Annotated in this window: 19 protein-coding genes; 7 read left to right on the forward strand and 12 right to left on the reverse strand. The window is 76.3% G+C overall.

Going from position 1 to position 25,506, the window contains the following annotated elements:
- The first annotated feature begins 107 nt into the window (after positions 1-107).
- Genes ACGFS9_RS01960 through ACGFS9_RS01975 form a run of 4 tightly spaced genes read left to right on the forward strand, consistent with a single transcriptional unit; the run spans position 108 to position 3,443 of the window.
- The gene (locus ACGFS9_RS01960; protein ID WP_393249778.1) at positions 108-1,100 is read left to right on the forward strand and encodes an FAD:protein FMN transferase; all 993 of its coding nucleotides are present in this window, start codon (positions 108-110) and stop codon (positions 1,098-1,100) included.
- A complete protein-coding gene (locus tag ACGFS9_RS01965; RefSeq protein WP_393249780.1) occupies positions 1,097-1,876 on the forward strand; it encodes a ferric reductase-like transmembrane domain-containing protein in 780 nt (259 codons plus the stop codon). Before ACGFS9_RS01960 ends, ACGFS9_RS01965 begins: the two co-directional genes overlap by 4 nt.
- The gene (locus ACGFS9_RS01970) at positions 1,873-3,189 is read left to right on the forward strand and encodes an NADH-ubiquinone oxidoreductase-F iron-sulfur binding region domain-containing protein (RefSeq protein ID WP_393249782.1); all 1,317 of its coding nucleotides are present in this window, start codon (positions 1,873-1,875) and stop codon (positions 3,187-3,189) included. The genes ACGFS9_RS01965 and ACGFS9_RS01970 overlap by 4 nt, the downstream gene beginning before the upstream one ends.
- Positions 3,186-3,443, forward strand: coding sequence for a ferredoxin (locus ACGFS9_RS01975; protein WP_393249784.1), 258 nt, complete (start codon positions 3,186-3,188; stop codon positions 3,441-3,443). Before ACGFS9_RS01970 ends, ACGFS9_RS01975 begins: the two co-directional genes overlap by 4 nt.
- Positions 3,444-4,413: 970 nt before the next feature.
- Here the strand turns inward: ACGFS9_RS01975 and ACGFS9_RS01980 are convergent.
- Entirely contained in the window at positions 4,414-6,339 is a 1,926-nt protein-coding gene (locus ACGFS9_RS01980; RefSeq protein WP_393249786.1) for a hypothetical protein, read from the reverse strand.
- Between the two features lie 269 nt (positions 6,340-6,608).
- Here ACGFS9_RS01980 and ACGFS9_RS01985 point away from each other — a divergent pair, with 269 nt between their 5' ends.
- Complete coding sequence (locus ACGFS9_RS01985) at positions 6,609-9,602, forward strand: BTAD domain-containing putative transcriptional regulator (protein ID WP_393249788.1); 2,994 nt, start codon at positions 6,609-6,611, stop codon at positions 9,600-9,602.
- Positions 9,603-9,704: 102 nt separating this feature from the next.
- Here ACGFS9_RS01985 and ACGFS9_RS01990 read toward each other — a convergent pair whose 3' ends face one another.
- The 5 genes from ACGFS9_RS01990 to ACGFS9_RS02010 all read right to left on the reverse strand — a co-directional run bounded on the left by ACGFS9_RS01990 (position 9,705) and on the right by ACGFS9_RS02010 (position 16,189).
- On the reverse strand, positions 9,705-11,291 hold the full coding sequence (locus ACGFS9_RS01990) for a glycosyl hydrolase (protein ID WP_393249790.1): 1,587 nt from the start codon (positions 11,289-11,291) through the stop codon (positions 9,705-9,707).
- A gap of 85 nt (positions 11,292-11,376) precedes the next feature.
- Positions 11,377-12,729 (reverse strand): hypothetical protein, encoded by a 1,353-nt coding sequence (locus ACGFS9_RS01995; RefSeq protein WP_393249792.1) that lies wholly within the window; start codon positions 12,727-12,729, stop codon positions 11,377-11,379.
- 567 nt (positions 12,730-13,296) lie between these two features.
- Positions 13,297-13,761, reverse strand: a complete 465-nt coding sequence (locus ACGFS9_RS02000) for a DUF4913 domain-containing protein (RefSeq protein WP_393249794.1) — start codon at positions 13,759-13,761, stop codon at positions 13,297-13,299.
- 388 nt (positions 13,762-14,149) lie between these two features.
- Positions 14,150-15,043 carry a hypothetical protein gene (locus ACGFS9_RS02005; protein ID WP_393249796.1) on the reverse strand — a complete coding sequence of 298 codons (894 nt, stop codon included), beginning with the start codon at positions 15,041-15,043 and terminating at the stop codon, positions 14,150-14,152.
- Between the two features lie 99 nt (positions 15,044-15,142).
- Positions 15,143-16,189, reverse strand: a complete 1,047-nt coding sequence (locus ACGFS9_RS02010; RefSeq protein ID WP_393249798.1) for an NlpC/P60 family protein — start codon at positions 16,187-16,189, stop codon at positions 15,143-15,145.
- A gap of 162 nt (positions 16,190-16,351) precedes the next feature.
- Between ACGFS9_RS02010 and ACGFS9_RS02015 the strand changes: the two genes are divergently transcribed.
- Positions 16,352-16,744, forward strand: coding sequence for a hypothetical protein (locus tag ACGFS9_RS02015; protein ID WP_393249800.1), 393 nt, complete (start codon positions 16,352-16,354; stop codon positions 16,742-16,744).
- Positions 16,741-17,985, forward strand: a complete 1,245-nt coding sequence (locus ACGFS9_RS02020) for a DUF418 domain-containing protein (protein ID WP_393249802.1) — start codon at positions 16,741-16,743, stop codon at positions 17,983-17,985. Before ACGFS9_RS02015 ends, ACGFS9_RS02020 begins: the two co-directional genes overlap by 4 nt.
- Here ACGFS9_RS02020 and ACGFS9_RS02025 read toward each other — a convergent pair.
- From ACGFS9_RS02025 to ACGFS9_RS02050, 6 genes are all read right to left on the reverse strand, one after another.
- Positions 17,903-19,705 (reverse strand): type IV secretory system conjugative DNA transfer family protein, encoded by a 1,803-nt coding sequence (locus tag ACGFS9_RS02025; RefSeq protein ID WP_393249804.1) that lies wholly within the window; start codon positions 19,703-19,705, stop codon positions 17,903-17,905. The genes ACGFS9_RS02020 and ACGFS9_RS02025 overlap by 83 nt on opposite strands.
- Positions 19,702-21,507 carry an ATP/GTP-binding protein gene (locus tag ACGFS9_RS02030; RefSeq protein ID WP_393249806.1) on the reverse strand — a complete coding sequence of 602 codons (1,806 nt, stop codon included), beginning with the start codon at positions 21,505-21,507 and terminating at the stop codon, positions 19,702-19,704. The genes ACGFS9_RS02025 and ACGFS9_RS02030 overlap by 4 nt, the downstream gene beginning before the upstream one ends.
- Positions 21,504-22,997 (reverse strand): SCO6880 family protein, encoded by a 1,494-nt coding sequence (locus tag ACGFS9_RS02035; RefSeq protein ID WP_393249808.1) that lies wholly within the window; start codon positions 22,995-22,997, stop codon positions 21,504-21,506. The genes ACGFS9_RS02030 and ACGFS9_RS02035 overlap by 4 nt, the downstream gene beginning before the upstream one ends.
- Positions 22,998-23,158: 161 nt before the next feature.
- Positions 23,159-24,403: a hypothetical protein gene (locus ACGFS9_RS02040; RefSeq protein WP_393249810.1), complete on the reverse strand. Its 1,245-nt coding sequence runs from the start codon at positions 24,401-24,403 to the stop codon at positions 23,159-23,161.
- A gap of 1 nt (position 24,404) precedes the next feature.
- A complete protein-coding gene (locus ACGFS9_RS02045) occupies positions 24,405-25,160 on the reverse strand; it encodes a hypothetical protein (protein ID WP_393249812.1) in 756 nt (251 codons plus the stop codon).
- A 13-nt stretch (positions 25,161-25,173) separates the two neighbouring features.
- Positions 25,174-25,461 (reverse strand): hypothetical protein, encoded by a 288-nt coding sequence (locus ACGFS9_RS02050; RefSeq protein WP_393249813.1) that lies wholly within the window; start codon positions 25,459-25,461, stop codon positions 25,174-25,176.
- Between the last annotated feature and the right edge of the window lie 45 nt (positions 25,462-25,506).

The following is a 25,506-nucleotide window of genomic DNA, read 5'->3' on the forward strand; positions in this document are numbered from 1 at the left end:
GCGGCGGCGGAGCGCGGCACGCGGCCGAAACTCCCGCCCCCTCCGCACCCCGCCCCGCCGCCTCCGCGCCCGGCTCCGCCGCCTCCGCGCCCCGCCCCGCCGTCTCAGTGGCCCGCACCGCCCCCTCCGCGGCCCGCCCCGCCGCCCGCGGTGGCCCCACCGAGCCCGCCACCGCCGTCTTCCCCGCGCTGGGCACCACGGCCACGCTGCTCACCGCCGACCCGGCGCGGGCCGGGCTGACGCTGTCGATCCTGCGCGCCGAGCTGGCCGCCGTCGACGCCGCGTGCAGCCGCTTCCGCGCCGATTCCGAGCTGTCCCGCGTCAACGCCGCCGCGGGCACCGGACCGGTACCGGTGGGCGCGCTGCTCGCCGAAGCCGTGGAGGTCGCCCTGCGCGCGGCCGAACTCACCGACGGCGCCGTCGATCCGACCGTGGGGTCCGCCGTCGTCGCCCTCGGCTACGACCGCACCTTCGCGTCCGTGGCCGCCCACGCCGGTCCGGCGCCCGCGCCCCGGCCCGCCGCCGGACGGCGCGCCGTCCGGTGGGACCCGGTGCTGCGCCTGCTCGGTCTGCCCGCCGGGACGGCGCTCGACCTCGGCGCGACGGCCAAGGCGCTGGCCGCGGACCGGGCGGCCCGGCGGGCCGCCGCCGCGGCCCGCTGCGGTGTCCTGGTCAACCTCGGCGGCGACCTGTCGGCGGCCGGGGAGCCGCCGGCGGGCGGCTGGCGCGTCGCGATCGCCGACGACCACGCCCGGCCCGGCCCCGAGCCCGGCGCCGGTCCCGGCCTGCCGGTCGTCTCGGTCCGGTCCGGCGGTCTGGCCACCTCCGGCACGACCGTACGGACCTGGCGGCGCGGCACCCGGACGCTCCACCACATCGTCGACCCGCGCACCGGCGACGTCCCCCCGCCCGTCTGGCGCACCGTCAGCGTCGCCGCGGGCAGCTGCGTGGACGCGAACACCGCCGCCACCGCCGCCGTGGTCCTCGGCGAGCGCGCCCCCGGATGGCTGCGCTCCACCGGGCTCCCGGCCCGGCTGGTCCGCACCGACGGCAGCGTGACGCGCCTCGGAGCGTGGCCCGCCGACGGGAGCGACCGGTGAACGGCGCCGCCCTGCTCGCCGCGGGGACCTCCGGACCCAGCCCGCTCTGGTACGCGACGCGGGCCGGCGGCACGGTCGCGTTCGTCCTGCTGACGGCGACGGTCGTGCTCGGCATCGCCACGGCGGGCCGCTGCGCACCGGTGCGGATCGGCCGGTTCGAGGTGTCCGCGCTGCACCGCAACCTGTCGCTGCTCACGCTCGCGTTCCTGGCGCTGCACATCGTCACCGCGATCGCGGACAGCTACGCCCACCTGACCTGGCCGGCCGCCGTCGTCCCGTTCGCCGCCTCCTACCGCCCCGTGTGGGTGGGCCTCGGCGCGGTGGCCCTGGACCTCCTGCTGGCGGTGGCGGTCACCAGCGCGGTCCGCGGCCGGCTGGGGCGGCGCCGCTGGAAGGCGGTGCACTGGCTGGCCTACGGGGCGTGGCCGGTGGCGCTCTTCCACGCGGCCGGCACCGGCACGGACACCCGGCTGACCCTGCAACTGGCGCTGTACGCGGCCTGCCTGACGGCCGTGGCGGCCGCCCTCCGGTGGCGGGTGCGGGCCGGGACCGCCGCCCGCCGCCCCCGCCGGTGGACCGCGGCGGCCCTGCTGGTGGTGCCCGTGACCCTCGTCGCGTTCCTCGCCGCCGGCCCGCTGCGGCCCGGCTGGGCCCACCGGGCGGGCGGCACGCAACCGCCGGCCGCGCCCACCGCCCCGGCGACCCCGCACCGGTCGCCGGCCCCGCCGCCGCAGCCCGAGCAGGACGACACGCACGAAGGAGACGAGGCCGAATGAACGCCGACACCGGGTCCGTCCTCGCCGGGACCTCCCCGGCACCACCCCTCGGCCCGCACGGGGAACGGCTGCTGCACGGCTGGTACGACACCGGCCGCCCGGCGGACCTGGCGGAGCACCTCGGCCGGTACGGCCCGGCCCCGCTCGCAGCCGCCCGCAGCCGGGGGGCCGCCATGCCCCTGGTACGGGCCGTGGAGGAGGCCGGACTCACGGGCCGCGGCGGGGGCGGCTTCCCCACCGGCCGCAAACTCCGCTCCGTCGCGGGCGCGCGCGGACCCCGGGTGGTCGTCGCCAACGGCATGGAGAGCGAGCCCGCGAGCCGCAAGGACGCGGTGCTGCTCTCCCTCGCCCCGCACCTGGTGCTGGACGGCGCGGTGCTCGCCGCCGTCGCGGTCGGTGCCGACACGGTGCATCTGTGCGTGCCCCGCGACGGGACGGGCTCCGCGGACCGGCTCACCGCCCGTGTCACCGAGCGGTGCCGCGCCGGACTCGACCCGGTGGACGTGCGGGTGCACGCGCTGCCCCACCACTTCGTGTCCAGCGAGGAGACGTCCCTGGTGAGCTGGCTGAACGGCGGCGACGCCCGGCCCCTGGCCACTCCGCCGCGCCCGTTCGAGAGCGGGGTCCGCAGACGGCCCACCCTGATCGGCAACGTGGAGACGCTGGCCCACCTCGCGCTGATCGCCCGCCACGGTCCCGGCTGGTTCCGCGCGGCCGGCAGCCCCCGGGCACCGGGCACCCGCCTGGTCACGGTCGCCGGCGCGGTCCACGAACCGGGCGTGTACGAGATCCCGGCGGACCTGTCGGTGACGGCGGCGCTGCACCGGGCCGGCGGCCCCCGCGAACGGCTCGGCGCGGTGCTCTCCGGCGGCTTCTTCGGCACCTGGCTGCCCCAGCCACCCGACGCCGCGGAGCCGGAACGGGGCGCCGGGGTCCTGGTGGCGCTGCCCGCGAGCGCCTGCGGGCTCGCCGAGACGGCGGCGGTGCTCGGCTACCTGGCCGCGCAGAGCGCCCGGCAGTGCGGGCCGTGCCGGCTCGGCCTGCCGGCCGTCGCGGAGGACTTCGCGGCGCTCGCCCGCGGTACGGGGGACCGGGCGCTGCCGGAGCGGCTGCACCGCCGGCTCGGCCTGCTCCCCGGGCGCGGCGCCTGCGGTCATCCCGACGGAGCCGCCCGGCTCGCCGCCTCCGCCCTGCGGGTCTTCGCCGCCGACGCCGAACGGCACGCGCGGACCGGGCCGTGCGGCGCGGCGCGCCTGCCGCTCGTGCTGCCCGTCCCGCCGGCCCGGCCGCCCGCGAAGGAGGAATGGCGATGAACCGCTCCGCGGGGGCGACCAACGCCCCGACGCACGCCCTGTCCGTCGACTTCGCCGCCTGCGAGGGGTACGGACTCTGCGCCGAACTGCTGCCCGAGCGGATCGACCTCGACGAGTGGGGGTATCCCGTGCTCCGCGATCCCGGCATCCCGCCGGAGCTGGCCCCGCACGCCCGGCGCGCGGTCGCCGCCTGCCCCGTGATGGCGCTGCGGCTGGCGCCGGGCCCCCGACCTCCCGCCGGGCCCCGGCCGTGACGTGAGCCCCGGGGACCGCCCTTGCGTGACGGTGGCGCGGGCGGGCCGAGCGGGGTCCCGCCGTGACGGGTGACGCCGGTTCGCATATGAGGGTGACGGTGCGTCAGGAGCCGTTTTGTGCGCAGCGGTTCCGCTGAAATCGGTGGCGCCTGACCGATCGCGAGCCGGGTTCCGGCGTGACGGTTGGCGCACGTTCGAGCGCGAGGGTGACGTTGCGTCAGGTGGTGTCCAGGGCGGCGGCGCTGTGGAGGCTCGCGCCGGTCCGGCCGTGGGGTCGCGGTGTGTCAGGTGGCGCCGGGGTGTCCGCGGCGGTTCCGCTGTGACGGTTGGCGCCGGTCCGGCCGTGGGGGGCGCTGTGATGGGTGGCGCCCGGCCGATCGTGAGCCGGGTTCCGGCGTGACGGGTGGCGCGCCGGTCCCGCCGTGGGAGGGGCGGTGTGTCAGGTGGCGTCGGGTCGTGCGGGGTGGTTCCGGCGTGACGGGTGACGCCTGGCCGATCCGGCCGGTTCCCGCGTGACATGGGGGCAGGGGCTACCTACGGCCCCGCTCGTCGCGGCGTGATCCCCGTGGCCTTCGCGGACCCGTGGCCCGGCGCCGGTGCGGGGCCCGCCCTTCCGGGGGCGGACGGCGGATGGCCGGGGTCGGTTCCGTCGGTGGACGGCCGCTGCCCGGCCGGGCAGCGGCGAGGGCAGGCGGCGGGGGCCGCGCGGGCACACTGCGGGGCCCCGCGACCCTCGGCGCGGGGCGGGTGTCCGGGGCCGCCTGCCTGGCCCGCCCTCCGGGCAGGGCGCGCCCTCGGGCGCGGTGGCGCCGTGTCCGGGCGACCGCATCCGGGGCCGCCGGTGGCGTCCGGTGTGCCGGCCGTCCGCGCCGGGATCGCCCCGGTTCGGCGGTTCCTCCGGGCCGGGACGGTTCCGGCACCGCGGTCCGCCGTGCGCGTCGGCCGCCGTGCCGGGGCGAGGCGGGCGGCGTCAGATCGTGAACTTCACCGCCTCCAGGTAGCGGTCGTTCTCCAGGGCGCCGCCGAAGACGTAGCCGGGACGGGCGTCCGCGCAGCCCTGGCCTCCCCAGTCGTAGGAGTGGACCTTGGCCATCTGGCAGATCCGGCCGCTGCCGATGTTGATGGCGAAGCCGGACATGTTCGGCGCGCCCTTCTTCGAGCTGCCGATGTAGTTGTTGCGGCCGTCGGGGACGATGGCCGTCCAGCTCGGCAGCCAGCGACCCTTGCCGTCCTTGGAGTCGGGGTTGTGCACGAAGGCGTTGGCGGCCGACCCCTTGCCGCCCGTCACGGCGATGTTGAGCGCCTTGATCGCACGGTTCCGGCCGATGGTGCCGGCCATGGTGCCGTCGCACGCGGGCTTCTGCCAGCCCAGCCCGGAGACGTAGGCGCGGTAGCAGATGTGCCGCCCCGACGGATCGGCCTTCGCGAGCTGCTTCACGGCGGTGGCCGCGGTGTCCTGCGGGGGCTTGGCGGTGACCGTGGCCTGCGGGGGCCGGGCGGTGACGGTGACGGTGACGCCGCCCCCGCTGCGCGGGTCCGTCGCCCCCGCGGTCCCCTCCGCGTCCTTCGACTTCTTCGGCCGGGCCGACGGCGAGGAGGACGGGCTGGGCGGCGGCGGGAGGCTCGGGGACGACGTGGAGATCGGTCCCGACCGCTCCGCCCGCGGGCTCGCGCTCGTCTCACTGCTGGACCGGGCGGCCTCCTTGCGGTGTCCGCCGTCGTCCGACCCGCCGCTGCCCAGGACGACGAGCGGGACGATCACCAGGGCCGCCACGACGAGGGCCACCGGCCCGACCACCAGCGGGCGGTGCAGCAGCCCGGGGCCCTGGTACTCGTCGTCCGACTGGCGTGCTCCCGGCCGGCGGACGAGGTTCGGCGCGGACGCGGCGGCGGCTCCGGCGCCGAACCCCGCGGCGGTGCGCGCGTCCGCGCCGTCGCCGGGGTCCGGTGCGTCCTCGTCGGGGCCGCCGAGGCTCCCGGGCGCCTGCGGCCCGTACGCGTACGGGCCGGGATCGTCCTCTTCCCGGTGGCTCCCGTGCTCCGCGTACCGGCCCGGCTCGGCGTGCTCGTGGTACGGGCCGTCCCGGTCGTCGTCGCCCGTGGGGTACGGGTCGTGCTCGTGGTGCGGGGTGTCCCGGTCGTCGTCGCCGGTGGGGTACGGGTCGGGGTGCGCGTCGGCGTACGGGTCGGTGTCCGGGACCGGGAGGGCGGGGGCCGGCGGGCCCGCGGCGGGCTCTGCGGGGCCGGCCGGCGCGACGGCGCCGGTCCCGGCCGGGGCGCCGGCGTCGCCCGAGGGAGCGCCGTCCGCGTACGGGTCGGCGTCGTCCGGTCCTGCGGGGGCCGGGGCCGGGGCCGGGGCCGGGGGCGGCGTGCCGGGGCCGGGGTGCGCGTCCTCGCCGGGACGGTGCCCGGGGTCCTCGGCGGGGAGGTCCGGGGCGGCGGCGGGCGGGGCCGCCAGGTCGCCGGTGCCGTCCGCACCGTCGGGGCCGGTCAGGGCGTCCGGCGGGAGCGGCGGCGCGGCGGCCGGACCCGCGGGCGGCTCCGGTGCCGGCTGCTCGCGCTGGTCCAGCAGGCTGCTCGAACCGTCCGGGGCCACCTCGACGAACGCCACGTACCCCGCCGACGGATCGGAGATCGAGGCCGTCACGGTGGTGCCCAGGTCCCGCGCGTGGCCGTGCAGGGCGTCGAGGATGGCGGCGTCGACCGTGGTCCCCGCCGCCGGTACGGGTTCGCCGTCGATGGCGGCCGAGCCGTCGCCGGAGATGACCACGGCGAAGCGCGCGACCGGCTGCGGTCCCCGCTCCGCGGACTCCGGCCCGCCGAGTTCCCCCGGCGGCCCGGCCGCGGCGGGGTCGCCCCCCGTGGTCGGCTCGTCGCTCTCTTCGCCCCGGCTCATCGCGTTTCCTTCCTGACGGTCCCCGCCGCACGGCTCGGGCGCGGTCCGTCGCGTCGGTCCCCGCCCAGCGCAACGGGAGCCGCACGGCATCGGTTCAATCTCCCGGCGGACCGGAACGGGACCGGACCGCGCGGGCGCCACCGGCCGGCGATTCCTGCCCCCGAGGGCGGCGGCGGACGGACCGGGAGGGCAGCGGGAACCGGCCGCGGACGCCTCACCGACTTGTCGAGCGCCCTTGATGGCAACAGGTGTTCAGTACAGTCCGACGCGTGGACGCCAATGAGGAATGGGTGCGTTTCGCCGTGCTGGGGCAGGTCCGGGCATGGCACGGAGAACAGGAGGTGGACGTCGGTTCCCCGCAGCAGCGTGCGGTGTTGACGGCCCTGCTGCTCCGCCGGGGGCGCCCCGTCATGCTGGGCGAACTCCTCGACGCGGTCTGGGGAGAGGAACCGCCCGCGGCGGCCGTGTCGGTCCTGCGGACCTACGCGTCGCGGCTGCGCAAGGCGCTGGAACCGCGCCGGGACACCACCGGGACACCCCGCGTGCTCGTGTCCGTCGGCGACGGCTACCTGCTCCGGGTCGCCGAAGGCGCCCTGGATCTGGACGTGTTCGAGCAGCGGGTCGCCGCGGCCCGACGGCTGCGCGCCGAGGGCGAACCCGCGGCGGCGGCCGGGCTGCTGCACGCCGCGCTCGCGCTCTGGCAGGGAGCCGCGCTGGGCGGAGTCCCCGGCCCGCTCGCCGAGTCCGAGGCGTCCCGGCTCGACGAACAGCGGCTCGCGGCCCTGGAGATCCGGCTCGACGTCGACGTGGAACTCGGCCGGCACGGCGAGGTCATCGCCGAACTGCTCGCGCTGACCGACCGGTTCCCGCTGCGGGAGGAACTCTGCCGGCTGCTCATGCTCGCGCTGTACCGGGCCGGCCGGCAGGCCGAGGCGCTCGCCGCGTACCGCGGCACGCGCGCCACCCTGGTGGCCGAGCTGGGCATCGAACCCGGGGCGGCGCTCCAGGACCTGCACGACCGCATCCTCGCCGCCGACACCTCCCTCGGCGCCGGCCCGTCCCCGGACCGCGAGTTGCTCCCGCCCGAGCCCTACCGGCCCGCCGGGCCGGGGGACGGGTCCGGGCGGGCGGACCGCGGGGAGGACCCGGCGGCGCCCCGGCCGCCCGACCCGGCCCCGCCCGCCCTGGGCGAACCGGCGCGCCCCGCCCAACTCCCGGCGGATCTGCCGACGTTCGTGGGGCGCTGCGCCGAACTGGATCGGGCGCGGGCCCTGTTGCCCGAGGGCGGCGGCGTGCCCGCCTCCGTGGTGATCAGCGCGATCGGCGGCATGGCCGGCATCGGCAAGACGACCCTCGCCGTGCACTGGGCCCACGAGATCGCCGACCGGTTCGCGGACGGACAGCTCTACGTCAACCTGCGGGGCTTCGACCCGACCGGTGTCGTCGTGACGCCGGAGGAGGCCATCCGCACCTTCCTCGACGCGCTCGGCGTCCCCCCGATGCGGATACCCGCCGGCCTCGACGCCCAGGCGGCGCTGTACCGCAGCCTGCTCGCGCGGCGCCGGGTGCTGGTGCTGCTCGACAACGCGCGGGACACCGAGCAGGTCCGGCCGCTGCTGCCCGGTTCCCCCGGCTGCCTGGTCATCGTGACCAGCCGCAACCAGCTCACCGGGCTGGTCGCCGGGGAGGGCGCGCACCCGCTGACGCTGGACCAGCTCTCGCCCGCCGAGGCCCACGACCTGCTGGCGCGCCGCCTGGGGCCCGAGCGGCTGGCCGCGGAGCCCGACGCGGCGGAGGAGATCATCACCCGGTGCGCCCGGCTGCCGCTCGCGCTGTCCATCGTCGCCGCGCACGCGGCCGCGTATCCGGCCTTCCCGCTCAGCGCGATCGTCGACGAACTGCGCGAGTCCCACGGCAGTCTCGACGCGTTCGCGGGCGGCGACGACATCACCACGGACGTGCGGGCCGTCTTCTCCTGGTCGTACCGGGTGCTGTCCGCCCCGGCGGCACGCCTGTTCCACCTGCTGAGCCTGCACGCGGGGCCCGACATCTCCGCGCCCGCGGCGGCGGCGCTCGCCGGTCTGCCGTCCCGGGAGGCCCGCGGCCTGCTTGTGGAGCTGACCCGGGCGCATCTGCTCACCGAGCACTTCCCCGGCCGCTACACCCTGCACGACCTGCTGCGGGTGTACGCCGCCGAGCGGGTCGGCGTGCAGGAGACGCCGCAGGAGCGGGACCGGGCGGTGGAGCGGCTGCTCTCCTGGTACCTGCACACCGCGGAGGCGGCGTACCCGCACATCACGCCGCACCGGCGCCGGATCGCCCTCGAACCGCTGCCCGAGCCGTGCCGGCCGCTGGAGTTCGCCACCCAGGACGAGGCGGTGCGCTGGTGCGAGCGGGAGCGCGGCAACCTGGTCAGCGCCGTGCACCAGGCCGCGGCGTCCGGGCACCCCGGCATCGCGTGGCGGCTGCCCGCCGTGCTGTGGGGCTTCTTCTACCTGCGCAGCCACACCCACGACTGGCTCGACACCGCACGGGCGGGCCTGGACGCGGCCCGCGCGGCCGGCGACCGCGTGGGCGAGGCGCAGGCGCTCGCCGACCTGGCCGCCGCGCTGCGCGCCTCGGGCCGGCTCGACGAGACGATCGAGCACCTGCACCGGGCGATGGCCGCCCACCGCGATCTCGGCGACCACGACGGCCGGGCCTCGGCGATCGCCAACCTGGGGGACGCCTACCTCCAGGCCGGACAGCTCGACAGGGCCGTCGAGTACACCCGGCGCGGGCTGGCCATCGAGCGGCGCATCGGCGGGGCGTGGGGCGAGGGCATCGCCCTGAGCAACCTGGGCGACGCCTACCAGAAGCTCGGCCGCTTCGACGAGGCGGTGGCCTGCCTGGACCAGGCGCTGACCGTGCTGCGCGCGGGCGGCAACCGCTGGGTCGAGGGGGTCACCCTCGACATCCTCGGCACCGTCCACCGCCGGCTGCGGCGGTACGACGCGGCGGTGGAGTACCACCTCCAGGCCCTCAAGACGCACCGGGACATCGGCAACCGGTGGGGTGAGGGCCACACGCTCGGCAACCTCGGCGACGTCCACCTGGACGCCCGGGAACCGGAGGCCGCGCGGGACAGCTGGCGGCAGGCCCTGGCGATCTTCGTGGAGTTCGACCACCCGGACGCGGAGAAGGTGCGCGAGCGGCTCGGCCGCCTGGACGACGACCCCTCCGGGAACCGGGCCCACGGGGCCGGACCGGAGCGGACCGCCTGACATCTGTCTCCTTCGACGAGGGGCCGGCCGCGGCCCGGGGGAGAGCCGCGGCCGGGTTCCACCCGCACAACGGGCCGCGCGGGCGAACGGTTCAACGGCCGGTCAGCTCGCGTCGTGGTAGACCCGGCCGCTGGCGTTGGCGGTCGTCCCGTCGTACAGACCCGTCGGGCTGGTCACCGTGGAGAGGGTGAACCACGCGTACCGCTCGACGAAGTCCAGGCCGTCCAGCATCCGGGTCGAGGAGCGGATGAAGTCGGTCTGCTCCCCCTGGCTCGGATAGCGGGGGGTGCCGTGGGAGAAGTCGATCAGGCCGTACTCCGTCAGCCAGACCGGCTTGTGGTAGCGGTCGTGCACCGCCTGGAGGTAGCCGCGCAGCTGGTTCGCGGCGTCCGGCCCGAAGTCGGCTCCGTACCAGTGCACCGGGATGAAGTCGACGCGCAGCCCGCGCTGGGCGGCGCCCTGCATGAACCGGTCCAGCCAGCCGCCGGCCACGTCGGCGCCGGTGGCGACGGCGGGAGCGCCGAGCCGCAGGCCGGTGGCCTCCAGCCGGGGCCACTGGTCGAGCGCCTGCTCGGGCGACATGTTCGCCTGGGTGGGGGAGTCCGGCTCGTTGAAGCCGAGCAGTTCCCTGCCTTCCTTGGCGGCCTGGCCGAGTTCGGCGTCGGTGACCGAGCCGGGGCCCCAGATCATCGGCACGAAGTCGACGCCGGCCGGCTTGGTCACCGCGCCGGTCGAGGAGGCCCAGTTGAAGTACCAGGACGCCCCGGAGTCGGCGAGCGCCTGGCCGGCGCCGTCGACGGGGTTGAGGCTGACGCCCTTGCGGCCGGCGGCCGGGGTCTTGTGCTCCGGGGTGTCGCGCGGTCCCGGTTCGGTGGTGGCCGGGTCGGCGGGGGCCGCGGCGCCGGTGCCGAACGCGACGGTCAGACCGGAGCACTTGGTGCACTGGTACATGACCTTGTTGCCCGGTTCGGCGTCCTGCTTCGACCACGCGTAGGCGGTCGGGCACTTCTGGTTGATCATGTCGCTGTAGCCGGTCTTCGCGTCCCGGTTCGGGTTCACGCACACCAGCGGGGCGCCCGTGCCCTGGTCCTTGACGACGTTGTCGGCCGGGCAGGCGGAGAGCAGGTCCTGCGCGCACCCCGCGACCGCGCACGAGCCGCTCGCCGGCGGTGCCACGTCGTTCGGGGTGATGGTGACGGGCACGGCGACGGCGTTGACGTAGCTCACGTCGTACCAGGGGGCGAGCGAGTCGGCCGGGTCGAAGTTGAACTCGGCCAGTCCCGTGGGCTGTTCGCCGGTGGAGCAGTGGTCCGCGTACGGCCCGCAGTCGCCGACGGCGCAGTGGAACGTCGTGCCGTCCTCGCCGCCGCAGCCCTGCCGGGCGAAGAAGGTGCCGCGCCAGTGCCCGGCGCCGGAGCGTTCGGGGACGGTGACCGTGGCGGACTGGCCGGGGTCGAGCACCGGCAGGCCGGTGAGGGCGGTGGAGCCGTCGGCGTTGACCGTGCTGCCGACCCAGATACGGCTGTCCGTCCTGTTCTGGAGGGTGACGGTGTGCTCCGCGACGTCGGCGGCCGGCGTCCCCTGGATGTCCTGGCCTGCGGCTTGGTGCGACCGCATCGCGACGGCGGTGCCGGTCACCCCGACGATCACCAGGAGGAGGGCGAGCAGTAAGGAGGTGCGTCTGCGCATGAAGCGTGCCTCTCGGTCGGGCGTGCGCGGTTGCGGCGGCCGGTTGGCGCCGCCGCAGGCACGACGGATGCCCGCCGCGGATGGTTCACCGGCGGCGGATCTCGTTCCCGGGCGCCTTCGGCGCGCCGCCGGCGTGGTGCCGGGCCGCCGCGGGGCTGTTCGGCCGGGTGGGCGAGGAGCCGTCAAAGGAGGCCGGGCTCCGGGCGAAGAGGGCCTCCGCGTCGAGGACGGACCGGCGGCCCTCGGCCCCGAGCAGCGGCGTGACCGGTGCGGGCAGCGGCGAGAGGGCGGTGTGCCGGTCGGGCGTGAGGGGCACCGGCAGGGCCGCGGTCTGCAACGGGGAGACCGGGTAGGGCTCGCTCGGCGACCGGGAGTCCGTGACCGCCTCGCCCGTGGGTGACCGGAGCGGGGCCGCGGGCAGGGGCATCGGGGACGGCGGTGCCTCCAGGTCCGAGGCGCTGAGGGAGGGGGAGGGGAAGGGGGAGGCGAGCAGGTCCGCGTCCGCCGGTTCGCGCGGGGCGGCCGCTTCCGCCGCGAGGAAGCCCTGCCCGGTGAACGCGTCGCTCTCCCGGGGCGCGAGGGTGGCGCCGGTGGTCCGTTCGGCCAGGCCGGCGCGGGCCGCCTCCAGGAAGCCGTGGCCGTCGCTCATGTCGTCCGACCCGGGCGCCGAGAAGCTGCCGCGCGGGGAGCCGGTGGCGCTCGGTGCCGGGACCTCGCGGTCGCGGGCGGGGCGCTCCCATCGACGGCGCAGGGCGTCGTCCCTTCCCGGGGCGTCCTGCCCATGCCCGGTCCCGTCCGATCGGGGGGCGCCGTCCCGGCGGGCGTTCGGGTCCTGCCGGGCGGGGTCCCGCAGCCCGTTCCCGCCCCGATCCCGCGCGGACTCCGCGGCGGCGAGGTCCGGCGCGACCTCTCTCAGGTGCGCGTCCACCGCGTAGCGCGCGACGAGCGGCATGCTCTCCGGGGAGGACTCGAACGCCTTGCGGTACTTCCGGTCGCCGCGCACGAGGTCGAGCACGGCGTCCTCGAAGACCCGGCGTTCGGCGGCCGTGAGCCGGCCGATCATCTCCTGGAACTGTTCCCGCCCGTGCCGCACCGCCTCCTCGAACGGGACCGGCCGGCCCGGGCCCGCGGCCGGAGCGCCGTCCGGGCCGCCCTGCCCGACGGCGACGGGTGTGCCGTGGTCGGGGCCGCCGGGAGCCGCCACCGGCCCGCCGCCCGCGGAGCGCCGGCGTCCGGTGATGCGGTCCATGAGGCGGTTCAGTTCCTTGGCCAGCTCCTCCCAGAAGCTCTCCTCCCGGCGGGGGCGCCGTCCGTCCCGGAGGGCGAACTCGGTCCGGAGCAGGTGCCGCGCCAGCAGGGCCTCGGGGCGGTCCTGCTGCTTCGGCTGCTTCCTCAGCCGCCTCCGGCCCGCGGAGGCGGCCGCGCTGTCGACGGCCACGGTGCCCCTTCTCTCCGGTGAGGTGGTGGGTGGTGGTGGGCGGTGTCGTCACGGGCGGCGGCGGCCCTGGGCGTCACCGGTCCGGCGGGGCACGGTCGCCGCGCGCGGGCGGTCAGGAGAGCGGTGCGCGCAGCGTGAACCCCGGGGGCAGCGGCAGCAGGCCGGGCGGCAGCGCGCGGAGCGCAGGGCGGGCGGCGGAGGGGGCGGGCGCCGGCGGTGCGGGCCGGTGCGCGTAAGCGTCTCCCGGGGCCGCTCCCGGACGGCGCCGCCGCATCAGCCCGCGGGGTGCGAACAGCCCGCCGCCGGGGGACGGCCGGGCCGGCGCCTCGGGGCCGGGCCCGGCGGCCGGGACGGAGCCCGCGCGGTGCGGGCCGGCACCCGCACGCACCGGCGGCGAAGCCGGTCGCGTGCGGGTGCACGGGGTGCGGGCGGCGTGGTCCCGGCCGTACGCGGTGCGGAACATGGGTGGTCCTCCCTGGCCTGCCGGCCGGCCGCGGGGGCCGGCCGGACACCGGTTCGCTGACACAACGGACCGCGCACCCCGCCGGGTTCAGCCCGCGGCCGGCCTCATGCCCGGTGCGGTGGGGGTGGCGGCGGCGCGAACGGGTCGTTGGCGTCGACGGTGGGCGTGTCCTTGGGGCGGTGCGTGCCCGTCTTGCATCCGGCGAACGGGCCCGACGGGTCGCGCAGGGTGCCCATCACCGGCCCGAGGTGGTCGCGGTGCCAGATCGCCGGCCCCGACGGGCCGCCCTCGGGCCCGGTCAGCTCGCCCCACGCCAGCCACAGGCCGTGCAGTTGGGCGACCGCCTCCGGGTGCTCCCACCAGCGGGGGCACCAGGGGGCCGAGGAGGTGACCTCGCGTCCGTAGACCGGCAGCAGCACGTGGTGCGTCCACAGGGTCAGCTGACGCAGCGCCTGGGCGTATTCGAGGCCGTCCAGGTAGAGGATGAACTTCGGTGGGGGCGGCGGCGGCGCGGGCGCGGCGGCGAGGGCGGCGGCCTCCTCCGGTGTCACGGAGGTGTCGACGGTCACGGCAGCTCCCGTCGTGCGGCGGGTGCCGCCTGGATCGACGGGCGGCCGGTCATGGGTGGTGGTGCCACGGTGGTCCTTCCTGGATGGGGGCGAGGGCGGCGTCGGGGCGGCCGGTCCGGTGGAGCGGGGCACCCGCCGGCGCGCGGAGAGCGGAAGCGACGGCCGTCCCGGAGCCGGGCGGCCGGCGCCGGGACGGTCCGGCGGCGGGACCGATACGTGTCGCGAACGTCCCGTCGGTCGCCCGGCGGCGGGCCGCGCGGCGTCGGATGGGTGCTCTGGGCGTGCGGGGCGGGAGCCCTCGTACCGGAACGGACGGGGGCTTTCGGCCCGGTGCGGTGAGCGTGCGTGCAGGGCGTCGCGCGGCCGACGGGCGGTTAGGGCGTACGCCCTAGCCGCGTCCGCGCCGCTTGGTGCCGTTCTGGTCGGCGGCGTTGCGGAACGTGTTGCCGCTGCTCGACTCCGCGGCCTGGCCGCGGCCCTGGCCCCTGCCCTGCCCCCGGCCCGCGGCGTCCCTGCCCTGCGCGGTGGAGGACTCCGGGTACGAGGGGGTCTGCGTGGTGGGGTTCCGCGGCAGCGCGGACGAGGTCGACGAGCGGGACGGCGGCTGTGCGGGCGGCTGGTTGAACTGGGAGGCCGCCCGGTTGCCCGCGTCCATGATCGGGGTGACCGACAGCGAGCTGAAGTTGTCGTTCAGGGTCAGCGGCGTCGGTGCCGGGACCGGGGTCGGCTGGGCGGGCTGCGCCGACTGCCGCTGGAGGTAGGTCTCCGCCCCGGTCCCGAGGCCCTGGAGGATCGCGCCGGTGGCCTGCACCGCCGGGGTCTTGCCCCAGCCGTACATGGCCGCGCCGGTGAACTTGACCGCGCCGGCGCCGGCCGCGAAGACGTTGGGCGGGTCGTTGGGGTGGGGCTTGAGCGCCTTCGTGCCCTGGAGGAAGACCGTCCGCGCGCCGTCGGCGCCGTTGAGGAAGACACCCCAGTCGTAGAACGAGTTGGCACCCTGGCCGACATCCTTGCGGGCCGTGCCGATGCCCTGCGCCACCACGGAGGCCGGTGCGAGCGCGTCGACGGCGCGGTCGATGACCCAGGGGGACTTCTCCGCCACCCATCGGCCGGTGTCGGCGGCGTACGTGGCCAGCTGGGAGCCGGCGATCATGTGGTACGCCTTGGTGACGGGGCTGTACCAGCTGTCCGACGCGAAGGTCTCCGGAGGCGGGGACGGCGAGCGGGACACTCCCCGTTCCTCGTCCCTCGATCCGCCACCCGACTGTGGAGGGGTTCCCATGATGAGCTCTCCGTCCCTGCGATGAGGTGTGCCCCCACACGACGGTGCGGGGCGGCCATCGGTTCAACGCCGGCGCGGCGCCGGCCCGTCCGCGGCGGCTCAGGCGTCCGGCCGGACCACCCCGAGGATCTCCATCGACGCGACCGGTGAGACGTACACCCAGCGACCGGGCCGCGGGGCCTGGATGATCCTGCCGTCGCCGATGTAGATCGCGACGTGGCTGGCGTCGGCGAAGTAGATGACGAGATCACCGGGGCGCATGGAGTCGACCGGGACGTGCCGGAGCCGGCGCCACTGCTCCTCCGAGGTGCGCGGGATGACGCGGCCGGCCGCCAGCCATGCCTGCGAGGTGAGGCCGGAGCAGTCGAAGGAGTCCGGGCCCTCGGCGCCCCACACGTAGGGCTTGCCGAGCTGGCGGGTGGCGAACGCGATGGCCTTCCGGCCGGCCGGGGTCGCGGTGGTGCCGACCTTGTCCAGGACGCCGGTCTCCACCCACTTCGCCTGGGCGTCGTCGGCCTCCTTCTTCTCCAGGGCGGCGAGCTGCTCCACCTGCTCCTTCTCCAGCCGGGACTCCACCTCCTCGGCGGCCGCGATGTGCTTCTCCACCGACCGGCGCTCGGTGTCCTTGGCCTTGCGGCTCTCCCGCAGGCTCTTCAGGGTGGCGGTGGCCTCCTCGTTCTGCGTGCCCAGCTTCTCGCGGGTGGCCGTCAGCGCGGTCAGCACCCCTTGCGTCGCCTGCTGCGCCTGCCGGGCCAGCGAGGCGTTGTCCAGGGCGTGTTCGGGGTTGTCGGCGAGCGCGAACTGCATCTCCGCGGGCAGGCTGTCGCCCCGGTACTGCGCGCGGGCCGCCGCTCCCGCCAGCCGGGTCAGCCGCCCCAGCTTCGTCTCGGCCGCCCCGATCCGCGCGTGCAGGGTGCGGACGCGCTTCTGCTGTGCCGTCACCTTCTCGTCGGCGGCGTTGTACTTGTCGGTGGCCACTTCCGCGTCGTGGTACAGGTCGTCCAGCTCGGCGCGCACCTCGGCGAGCGTGCGGGGCCGGGGGTCGGGCGCGGCCCGGGACGGCTGCTGGACCGTCGCCGTCATCGCGAGGGCCAGCGTGAGGGTCGCGGCCGTCCGGCGGCCGGGCGCGCGCAGGGTCCGTCTCATCTGGGCCGAAGCTCCTTTCGTAGGCGCCGCGTGGGGGAGGGGGCCGGGGCGTCGTCCGCACAACGGGGCCGCGGTGCGCGGTGGTTCAACGCGGGGTGTGAACCGGTCGGCGGTCACCGGCCGTTGTGCGTTTCCAGGGCGGCTGCGGACGAAGGGATCGTGATGGGCGCGGAGTTGGTGCTGCTGGCACTGTGCACGGGGTTCGGCCTCGGGTTTCTGACGCTGGCGGCGCGGTCGGTGCTGGGAGCCCTGCGGCTGTGGCTGCGCGGACTGCGGGTGATGGGCCGGGTCACGCCCCGCAAGGCCGCCGACCGGCGGCGGGGCGGGCTGGTGGTGTTCTCCGACCACCTCGGGCGCGGCCTCGTCTTCGACCCGGGATGGCGGGGGCCGCTGTGCGGGCTGCCGCCGGTCGGCTCCGCGGTGCCCGTGGTCTACGCGCAGAACCGGCCCGCCACGGCCCGGCTGTGGACCCTGCGGTATCTGCTGGCCCCGTCGTTCGGCTGGTTCCTGTCCTCCACCCTCGCCTTCGGCACCGGCGTCGTGGTCGCGTCGTGAGCGGCGAACCGGCCGCCGCGCCGGCTGCCGCGCCGGCCGCCGTGCCGCCCGGCGGACGGGTCGCCGAGGTCGACGTGCTGCGCGGGTTCGCCCTGTTCGGCATCCTGCTCGTCAACGCCCAGCTGATGGCCGGCCCGTACACGGCGTTCGGCGGCGGCCCCGGTGCCTCGGCCGCGGACCGGGCGGCGGCCTGGGCCGTGACCGCGACGACCACCGTCTACCAGCTGTTCTCCTTCCTCCTCGGCTACAGCTTCGTCCTCGACCGGCGTGCGGCCGGACCGGCCGGCTCCGCCGCGGGCGCCCGCCATCTGCGGCGCGCCGCCTGCCTGTTCGGCCTCGGCCTGGCCCACGCGGTGCTGCTGTACCCCGGGGACATCCTCATGACGTACGCCGCGCTGGGGCTGATCCTGTACGGGCTGCGCGGCCTCACGCCGCGCACCGCCCTGCGGGTCGCGGTGTGCCTGGTGGCCGGCCTCGCCGTCCTGCTGCTCGCCTGCGGGCTGCTCACCGTGGCCCTGACCGAACCGGTCACACCCGCCCAGTACGCGCCCCGGGCCGCGGACACCGTCGCCGCCTACCGGGGCGGCTTCGGCTCGGTGGTCGGGGCCCATCTGCGCGAGCTGCCCTCGGCGCTCGGCGCGAACCTGATGTACGCCCCCGACATCCTGGCCGCGTTCCTCGCGGGCCTCGCGGCGGCCAAGGCGGGGCTGCTGGAGCGGCGCGGCCGGGACCGGGCGTGGCTGCGGCGCACCCTGCGGCGGTGGCTGCCGGCCGGTCTGGCGGGCGGTGCGCTCACCGCGTGCTGTGCGAACGGACCGCTCGACAGCCGCTGGTTCCTGGTCGGGCACGCGGTCTCGCTGCTCACCGCACCCGCCCTCACCGCCTCGTACGCCTGCGGGGTGCTGCTGCTGGCCGGCGCGGTGCGCCCGGCGGCGGACCTGCTCGCCGCCGCCGGGCGGATGGCGCTCAGCCACTACCTCACCCAGTCGCTGGTGCTCGCCTGCGTGTTCACCGGGTACGGCCTGGGGCTGTACGACCGGGTCGGCACCGCGGCCGTCCTCGCGAGCTGCGTACTGCTCTACGGGCTCCAACTCGTCTGGGGGGCACGGCTGATGGCCCGGACCCGGTACGGGCCCGCCGAGCTGCTGCTGCGGACGGTCACGCTGGGGCGGCGTCCCGGCCGGGTTCCGGCTTGTGCAGGGTCACGCCCGACAGCAGCCGCCCCGCCGCGCGTTCGGTGATCGCCGCCGTCTCCGCCTTCGCCGCCGCCGAGATCGCCCCGGCACCGGGCTCCTTGTACCAGGGGCGCAGCCGGATCAGGGCCGGGCGGACGCCGGTGGCCAGGAGCAGGGCGGTGCCCTTGGGCAGGGCGCGGATGCGGTCCGGCGGCAGCACCGCCTCCTGGCGGTAGGAGTACGACCGGGAGGTGCCCTCCTTGCCGCGCGAGATGCTCGGGGTCCGCACGTCGTGCTGGCCGACCAGGGTGGAGATCTTCTGCACGAAGTCGGCGTCGTCGAGCCCCGCGCCGAGGAGCTTGATGGTGGCCGCGCTCCACAGCGCGTCCATGCCGACCTCGCCCCACACCCGGGCGCCCTGCCGGTAACTCTGGAGCAGTGTCACGACGTTGATGCCGCGGGAGCCGAAGTGCGAGTAGAGGTCGGGCAGGTCGGAGATGCGGCACACGTTCGCCGCCTCGTCCAGGACCGCGGTCAGCGGCGGGTCGAGGCGCCCGCCCATGCGCTCGGCGGCCACCACGCCCGCCCGCATGGTGGCGTCCGCGAGGCCCGCGATGACGCCGGCCGCCGAGCCGCCGCCGTCCTTCGACAGCAGGTAGAGCGTGTCGTGCCCGAGGACGTGCCGGTCCGGCCGGAACTCGGGCACCCGGGGGTCGGGGGTGACCCAGGCGAGGATCTCGGGGTCGAGGAGGCAGGAGACGGTCTGCCGGGCCGTCTCGTAGATGCCGTCCCGGGTCTCCACCGCGCCGCGCACCGTGCCCTGCAACTGCTCGGCCATCGCGACGAGCCCGACCTCGCGCAGCAGGTCCACGGGCGCGCGGTCGGCGGGGTCGGCGAGCCAGCCGAGCAGTTCGGTCAGCGGGGCGCCGCCGCGGGCGGCGGCGAGGAACATCGCGGTCAGGGTGTTCTGCGCGGCCGAGATCCAGAAGTCCTTCTTCGCGGTGTCGTCGTTGACGGACGCGACGAAGTGGCCGGCCATCCGGCGGGCGCCCTCGATGGTGTGGCACTCGCCGAGGATGTTCCACCACATGGCGCGCGGGGTGTGCGCGATGCCCTGCGGGTCGAAGGTCCAGACGGTGCCCGCCTTCTCGCGTTCGGCGCGGGTCACCGCGTACACGTCGGACTTGTTGGAGGTGAGCAGGACGGCGCCCTGCGCGCGCAGCACCCGGGGCACCGCGATGCCGGTGGACTTGCCGGCGCGCGGTGCCATGAGGTCGAGTTCGACGTCCTCGTAACTGCTGCGCAGCTCGGGGCCCTTGGGCTCCAGGTCGCCGAGGAGGTTGCCTGTCTCGTCCGGGTGGACGCGGTCGCGGCCCTTGAGGCCCGGGCGCAGTTCGCGGGCGCGGGACTCGATGCCCTTGGGGCACAGGGCGGCCAGTTCGCGGCGGCCGGCCAGGCCCTTGGGGCGCGCCGAGCGGCCTACCAGGAGGCGGACGACGAGCGCGACGGGCACCGCGAGGAGGACCAGCAGGCCGAGCATGCCCGCGTAGACGGCGGCGGGCGGCGCCGCGGGCCACAGGGCGCCGGGCCCGTCGGAGACGAGGCGGGCGATGGTGGACAGGGCGAACGGCGGGGCGTCCCAGCCGTGGCCGGACAGGCCCGCGCCGAGCGTGCCGCCGGACCAGACCACGGTGAACACCGCCAGACCGGTGCCGGCGATCGCGACGATCGCCCAGGGCAGGAGGTCGTGCAGGTCGCCGCCGCCACCGCCGCGGGGGGCGCTCACGCGGTCCACCTCCCCGCCGCGTCGGCGCCCGGTCCGCCGGGCGGGCCGAGCGGCCCCTCCTGGGCGGCCCGTGCGACCTCGCGCGCGGCCTGGGCCGCGGCCTGTTCGACGGCGTCCTCGTTCGGCGTCCAGCGGGTGTTGGTGTTGTGCAGCCGGCGCTCTGCGTCGGTGATGGCGACCTTGATGGGGATGCCGGGACGGCCGCCGACCTTGATGAGGAACCGGCCGCGGCCGGGCGGCTCCTCGTTGTCGCCGTTGACGCCCCAGCCGGGCGGCGAGGACCATGACGACACGAGTTCGATCTCGCGCCGGGAGAGGCCGACCACCTTGCCGAGGTCCTCCATCTCGGTCTTCGGCAGCCCCGCGCACACCACCATCCCGGCGCGTTCGACGAAGCCGCGCGCCTTGGCGCGGTCGGAGTCGGTGCCGAGCGCCTCGGCGTCCTTCAGGGTGTGGGTGATCTTCGCGTCGCCGAGTCCGAGCGAGCGATTGAGGCGGGTGAGCGCGTCGATGCGGTCGACGATGCCGGAGGCCGCGCGCAGCGGGCGCCACAGCTCGTCGAGGACGGTGAAGAACCAGCGGCGGGGCGCGAGTCCGGCGTCCGCGAGGGCGTGCGAGGCGGCCACCGTGCCGAGACCGTCGGACCAGGCGGCGAGCATCGCGGCGGCGGTCAGCTGGGTGTCGGCCTCGCCGATGCCGGAGATGTCGATGCACACCGCGGGCGCGTTCGGGTCGATCCGGGTGGACGTCTCGGAGGCGAAGGTGTCGCCGAGCGGGCCGTCCAGGATGCCCAGCAGCGAGCGGTGCAGCGGGTCGACGGCGTCCCGGTAGCGGGCGTCGTCACCCCGGTCGAGGGTGACGGCGCGGACCCGGGGCGGGCCCTCGGTGAGCACCCGCAGCACGTCGGGCAGCAGCACGGTACGGCCCTCGGGGGTGCGTTCGCGCAGATGGTGCAGGACGGCGGAGAGCACGGACTGTTCGTGGTCGTCCATCGGCCGGCCGCGGACGATGGTGACCAGCGCCGCGACCATGTTCAGGACGCGGCCGTGCGCCTCGGCCTTGAGGACCTCGCCGGCCTCGCCGCCGATCTTCGCGGCGGCCTCGCCCATCGCGCCGGGGTCGAGGACGTTGATGCCGCCCCGGCCGCGGCCGATGGAGATGACCTGGCCGCCGAGGGCGCGCACGGTGTCGGCGTAGTCCGGCTTGAGGTCGCCGAGGACCAGCGGGACGACCCCGGTCGCGGCGAGCCCGATCAGCATCCGGTTCACCAGGGTGGACTTGCCCAGGCCCGGCATGCCGAGCATGAACAGGGAGGGGTTGGAGATGTAGCGGGCCCGGGTGAACCAGCTCAGCGGGTCGCCGCACACGGTGGCGCCGGTGAACAGGTGCTGGCCGAGCGGCACGCCGGTCATCGGGGAGCCGGAACCCGCCGCGAACGGCCACATCCCGCACGCCTGCACGGTGGTGGCGCGCCACATGGTCGGCGGGTCCATGTAGCCGACGCGCCCGCCGCCCACCCCGTACCAGCCGCGGTGCGGGACGAACAGCTCCTTCGGCTTCGCCGGCGCCTTCCCCTTGCCGGAGCGGCCCTTCGGGGCGGCCGGGGCGGGGGCGCCGGTCGGTTCCGTGCCGGGGGCCAGGTCCGCCCCGAGATCCCGGGCGGCGGCCTTCGCCGCCCGCGAACCCTTGCGCCGTCCGGACGGCCGCGGGCCGGCCCCGCCGGGCGCGGCCTCCCGGTGCGCCTGCTCCTCGGCGAGCCGGTCGGCCCGCTCGGCGAGCTTCTCCTCGCGCCGGCGGCTCACAGCGCCTCCTGCAACTCGTGCGGGATGAGGGTCTGCTCCCAGGGGAGGATGCCGGCGGGCAGGGTGCAGCTGAACGCGGCGGCCTGCATCCGGTCCGCGGGCCGCATCAGCACCCGGGACGCGGCGGTCAGGTTCCGCACGGTCACGCTCGCGTCGGCGAGTTCCTCCATGCTGTCGACGGTGACCGTCAGCATCAGCGAGAACTCCACGAGCCCCGCGCCCGACGCCTCCTCGGCGGCCGTCTGCTCCGCGGCCCGCACCTCCGAGGCCGCGCGGGCCTGCACCATGCCCTTGCCGGACGTGGCCATGAACTGGGCGCTGCGCCGGTCCGCCTCGACGATGCGGGCCGAGGTCGCCGGGTCGATGGGCCGGTAGACGAGGGCGACCCGCTTGCGGCGGGTGCCGGGGGCGGCCTCCAGCATGCCGCGCAGCACCGAGGAGCGGATCGTGCCGCGGGGGGCGAGGGTGAGCAGCCACGTCCGCGAGACACCGGAGTCGTGCTGGTAGCTGTTGACCGTCTCGACGGCGGCGGCGGGGCCGGCGTCGTCCCACTCCAGGCCCGTTCCGCCCTGCTGGGCGCGGGCGTTGAGGACGTCGGCGGCGACGGCCGGGTCGTAGGCGACCCGGACGACCTCGGCGATCCGCTCCGCCGACAGCGGGTAGGCGGCACCGCCGCCGGCCGCGACGAGCCCGCTGAGCAGGCCCGGGATGCGGATGGCGAGGTCGGTGATCACGTCGTCCTTCTTGCGCCGCTGGCCCGGCGGGACGCCGTAGGTCAGGGTGATGTAGGTGTGCATCTCGGAGGACGCGCTCGGGTAGCGCTCCACGACCTCCTCCATCACGGCGCGGGCGGCCGGCGGGGCGTCGGGGTGGATGCGCGGCAGCACCTCGTGGGCGAGCCGGGTGCCCGGGTCGGGGGCGGTCTCCACGATCACGGAGGCGCCGCGCAGGCCGGGTTCGTGGGCGAGCCGGGCCAGCCACTCGCCCCACAGCGCCACCCAGACGTCGACCTGGTCCGGGTCGATGAGCGAACCGCCGTCCGGGTCGCAGCCCAGCACGATCGTGTACAGGTTGCGGACCGGGTGGTGCAGGACGCCGAAGGGCCGGTCGTAGGCGTCCCGGCCCTCGGTCGCGGTCACCTTGTTCAGCAGGCCCGGCGGCCGGAACCGGCCGCCGGGCCGGGCGGACAGCGGCCCGGAGACGTACAGGTGGGCGCCCTTGGCCTTGCGGCGCCACCAGCCGACGCGCAGCGTGATGAGCTGGTAGACGTTCCTGCCGTCCTGGGTGCGGATGGCGAGCGGCACGAGGAACACGACGACCGGGACGAGCACGACCAGGGCCGCGTACAGCGAGATCAGCGACGCGAGCAGGGTGACGATGAGGCCGCCGAACACCCCGAAGGTGCCGACGAGCCCGAGCGGTCCGAGCCCCGGCCGCCGTGGCCTGCGCCAGTTTCCGTACGTCGGATGGGTGGCGGCTTCCGTGGACATGAGTCCGGTTTCCCTTCGTGGAGTGACGGGGGGTGCGGCGGGGCGCCGGGGAGGAGACCGCCGGGCTCCCAGGGGGAAGGGAGCCCGGCGGCCGGTCGTGCGGGGAGGCGGGCGGCGCCGGGGTCAGCGACGCGGTCCGGCCGGCACCGGCCCCCCGCGGGTCATTTGTTGTTGCCCAGCTCGCCGTCGGCGCCCTCCACGGCGCCGGAGACCGTCGAACTGGCCACCTGGGCCGCGGCCACCGCCGCGAGCACCGCGACTCCGGCGGGACCTGCCGCCGCCGCGGCACCGCTGCCGGCCGCGCCCGCCCCGGAGGCGCCGGCCCGGCCGGCCGCCGCCGCGCCGTTCGCGCCGGACGCGCCGGACGATCCGCTCGCCCCGGCCTCGCCGCCCGCGCCCGAGGAACCGCCCGAGCCGGACGAGCCGCCCGCTCCCGACGCACCGCCGGTACCGGAGGCCCCGCTCGGGCCCACCTGCGCGCCGCCGCCGGAACCGCCGCCCCGGCCGCCGAGCTGGACCGCGCCGCTGGCCAGGTTGGAACCCGCCTGTCCCATGCTGGACATCGGATTGCCGGTGCCCATCGCGGCGGTGGCGGGCACGATCAGTTTCAGCAGGGCGGGGAGCGCGATCGCGGACAGCAGCATGACGCCGATGCCGGCGATCCGGGTGTTGATGGTGGCCGCGTCGCCGGAGCCGCTGCTCTTGCCCGAATTGATCATCGCCATGCCCGCGTTGAGGACGAGGGCGACCGCGGGTTTGTAGAGCAGCCAGGCGATCATCCAGCCGACGTGCTTGCGCCACCAGCCGGCGCCCCAGTCCGTCATCGAGGCCGCGGCGGCCAGCGGGAGGGTGCCCAGCAGCAGCATCATGACGCCGAGCCGGATGTACATCAGGATCGTGTGGATGATCCCGGAGATCAGCAGCAGGAACGCGAGGACCAGGAGCAGGAACGACTGGATCCCGCTGCCGTCCGAGCAGGCTCCGACGTTGTTCAGCGATTCGCGTACGGCGTTGTTGAACAGGTAGTTGGAGTAGCTGTCGCCCACGGCCGCCGCCGCCACCACGACGGTGGTCGCGGCGCCCGAGACGAGCACCACGCGCATGATGCCCTTCAGGGCCGTGCGGCCCGCGTCGCCCTTGCGCTCGATGGCCATGCGGCAGGCGGCGAACAGCAGCGAACCGACCGCCAGGTAGACGACGATCCACTGCGTGTCGGCGCTGATGCCCTTCGAGGTGTCCGTCTGCTCCAGCGTGGGCACGTTGGTGGTCAGCGCCGCGAACACGGCGACCGCGCCCGCGAGAATGGTCTTCGCGATCAGCTCGACGATGGTCCCGATGGGGTCGCCGAGGAAGCTGAAGAAACCCTTCACCAGGTCGATGACCGGATTTCCGGACGTGCAGTTCACGTCAGACCCCCCAGAGGGTGAAGCCGTTGGTGCTCTGGACCGTGGACACCGGGGTGTGCAGGGCCCCGTTGTCGTCGGGCCGCACCTTCCAGTCGCCTCCGCTCCAGCGCAGGGAGATGGTGGTCGCCGCATATCCCTGGGCGCTCTTGAGCAGCAGGCGTACGGTCGCCGCCGACTCGCTGTACGAGGTCACCGAGTAGCCGACGTAGGCGGCGACGGCGGCGCCGCCGCTCTGGTCGTCGGTGTTCGCGACCGTGGCCCGCTGGAACTCGAACATCTCGCGCCCCTGCCCGGCCACCACCTGCTGCTCGGTGACGGTGCGCCAGTGCGACCCGCTCATCTGCGACGGGATGATGTGGGCGGCCAGCGCGGCGCCGGTGGGCGTGTGCGCGTAGCACCACCACAGGGGGCCCTGGATCAGGGTGGGCCCCGCCGAGGCCGAGACCGGCACCCGCGCGACACCGAGGGTGCGCCAGGTCACGTCCTTCGGCGCGGCTTTCGGCCGCGCCGACCCGGCGCTGTCGTCGGTGGCGCAGCCCTTGGGCCGGCCGTCCTTCGCCGCGGGGGCGCCGGAGAGCGGTCCGCGCGAGGACGCGGCCCGGGTCCCGTCCGCGCTCGCCCCGGGGCCGGACAGCAGGCTGACGATCCCGCCCACCACGACCACGATGCCCAGGAACCCCGCCGACATCTGCCAGCTGCGCTGCTTGTAGTACGGCCCGGACTCGGCGAGCCGGCGCTCCCTGCGTGTGAACCTCACGACCGGCGCCCGCTCACGCGAAGACGAAGCTGATCAGCGGGCCCGCGGTGGCCACCAGGACGCAGCCGCCGAGGACCATGCCGAGCCGGCTCATGTGCTCCGAGCTCTCGCCGCGCTTGACGGAGACGGCCATCATCGCGCCGGTGATGAGCACACCGGCCACACCGGCGGCGGTGCCGGCCCAGGCGGCGATGCCGAGGACCGTGTTGACCTTCGAGGTCAGCTCGCCGGGGGCGTTGCGGGACGGCTGCGGGACACCCGAGGCGAGGATGCTGGAGGCTTCGTAGAGCAGAGAGGACATGGAGTTCTCCGAGATGTCGGCGCCCGGCACGAGCGGTGGGCGACT

Origin of the sequence: Streptomyces sp. NPDC048566, assembly GCF_043199735.1 — a bacterium.
In the GTDB taxonomy this organism is placed as follows: Bacteria; Actinomycetota; Actinomycetes; order Streptomycetales; family Streptomycetaceae; genus Streptomyces.

Excerpts from the sequence above, each read along its gene's own strand:
- ACGFS9_RS01970 (WP_393249782.1), top strand. The coding sequence starts at position 1,873 with ATGAACGCCGACACCGGGTCCGTCCTCGCCGGGACCTCCCCGGCACCA.
- ACGFS9_RS01975 (WP_393249784.1), top strand. The coding sequence starts at position 3,186 with ATGAACCGCTCCGCGGGGGCGACCAACGCCCCGACGCACGCCCTGTCC.
- ACGFS9_RS01980 (WP_393249786.1), bottom strand. The coding sequence starts at position 6,339 with ATGAGCCGGGGCGAAGAGAGCGACGAGCCGACCACGGGGGGCGACCCC.
- ACGFS9_RS01990 (WP_393249790.1), bottom strand. The coding sequence starts at position 11,291 with ATGCGCAGACGCACCTCCTTACTGCTCGCCCTCCTCCTGGTGATCGTC.
- ACGFS9_RS02005 (WP_393249796.1), bottom strand. The coding sequence starts at position 15,043 with ATGGGAACCCCTCCACAGTCGGGTGGCGGATCGAGGGACGAGGAACGG.
- ACGFS9_RS02010 (WP_393249798.1), bottom strand. The coding sequence starts at position 16,189 with ATGAGACGGACCCTGCGCGCGCCCGGCCGCCGGACGGCCGCGACCCTC.
- ACGFS9_RS02015 (WP_393249800.1), top strand. The coding sequence starts at position 16,352 with ATGGGCGCGGAGTTGGTGCTGCTGGCACTGTGCACGGGGTTCGGCCTC.
- ACGFS9_RS02035 (WP_393249808.1), bottom strand. The coding sequence starts at position 22,997 with ATGTCCACGGAAGCCGCCACCCATCCGACGTACGGAAACTGGCGCAGG.
- ACGFS9_RS02050 (WP_393249813.1), bottom strand. The coding sequence starts at position 25,461 with ATGTCCTCTCTGCTCTACGAAGCCTCCAGCATCCTCGCCTCGGGTGTC.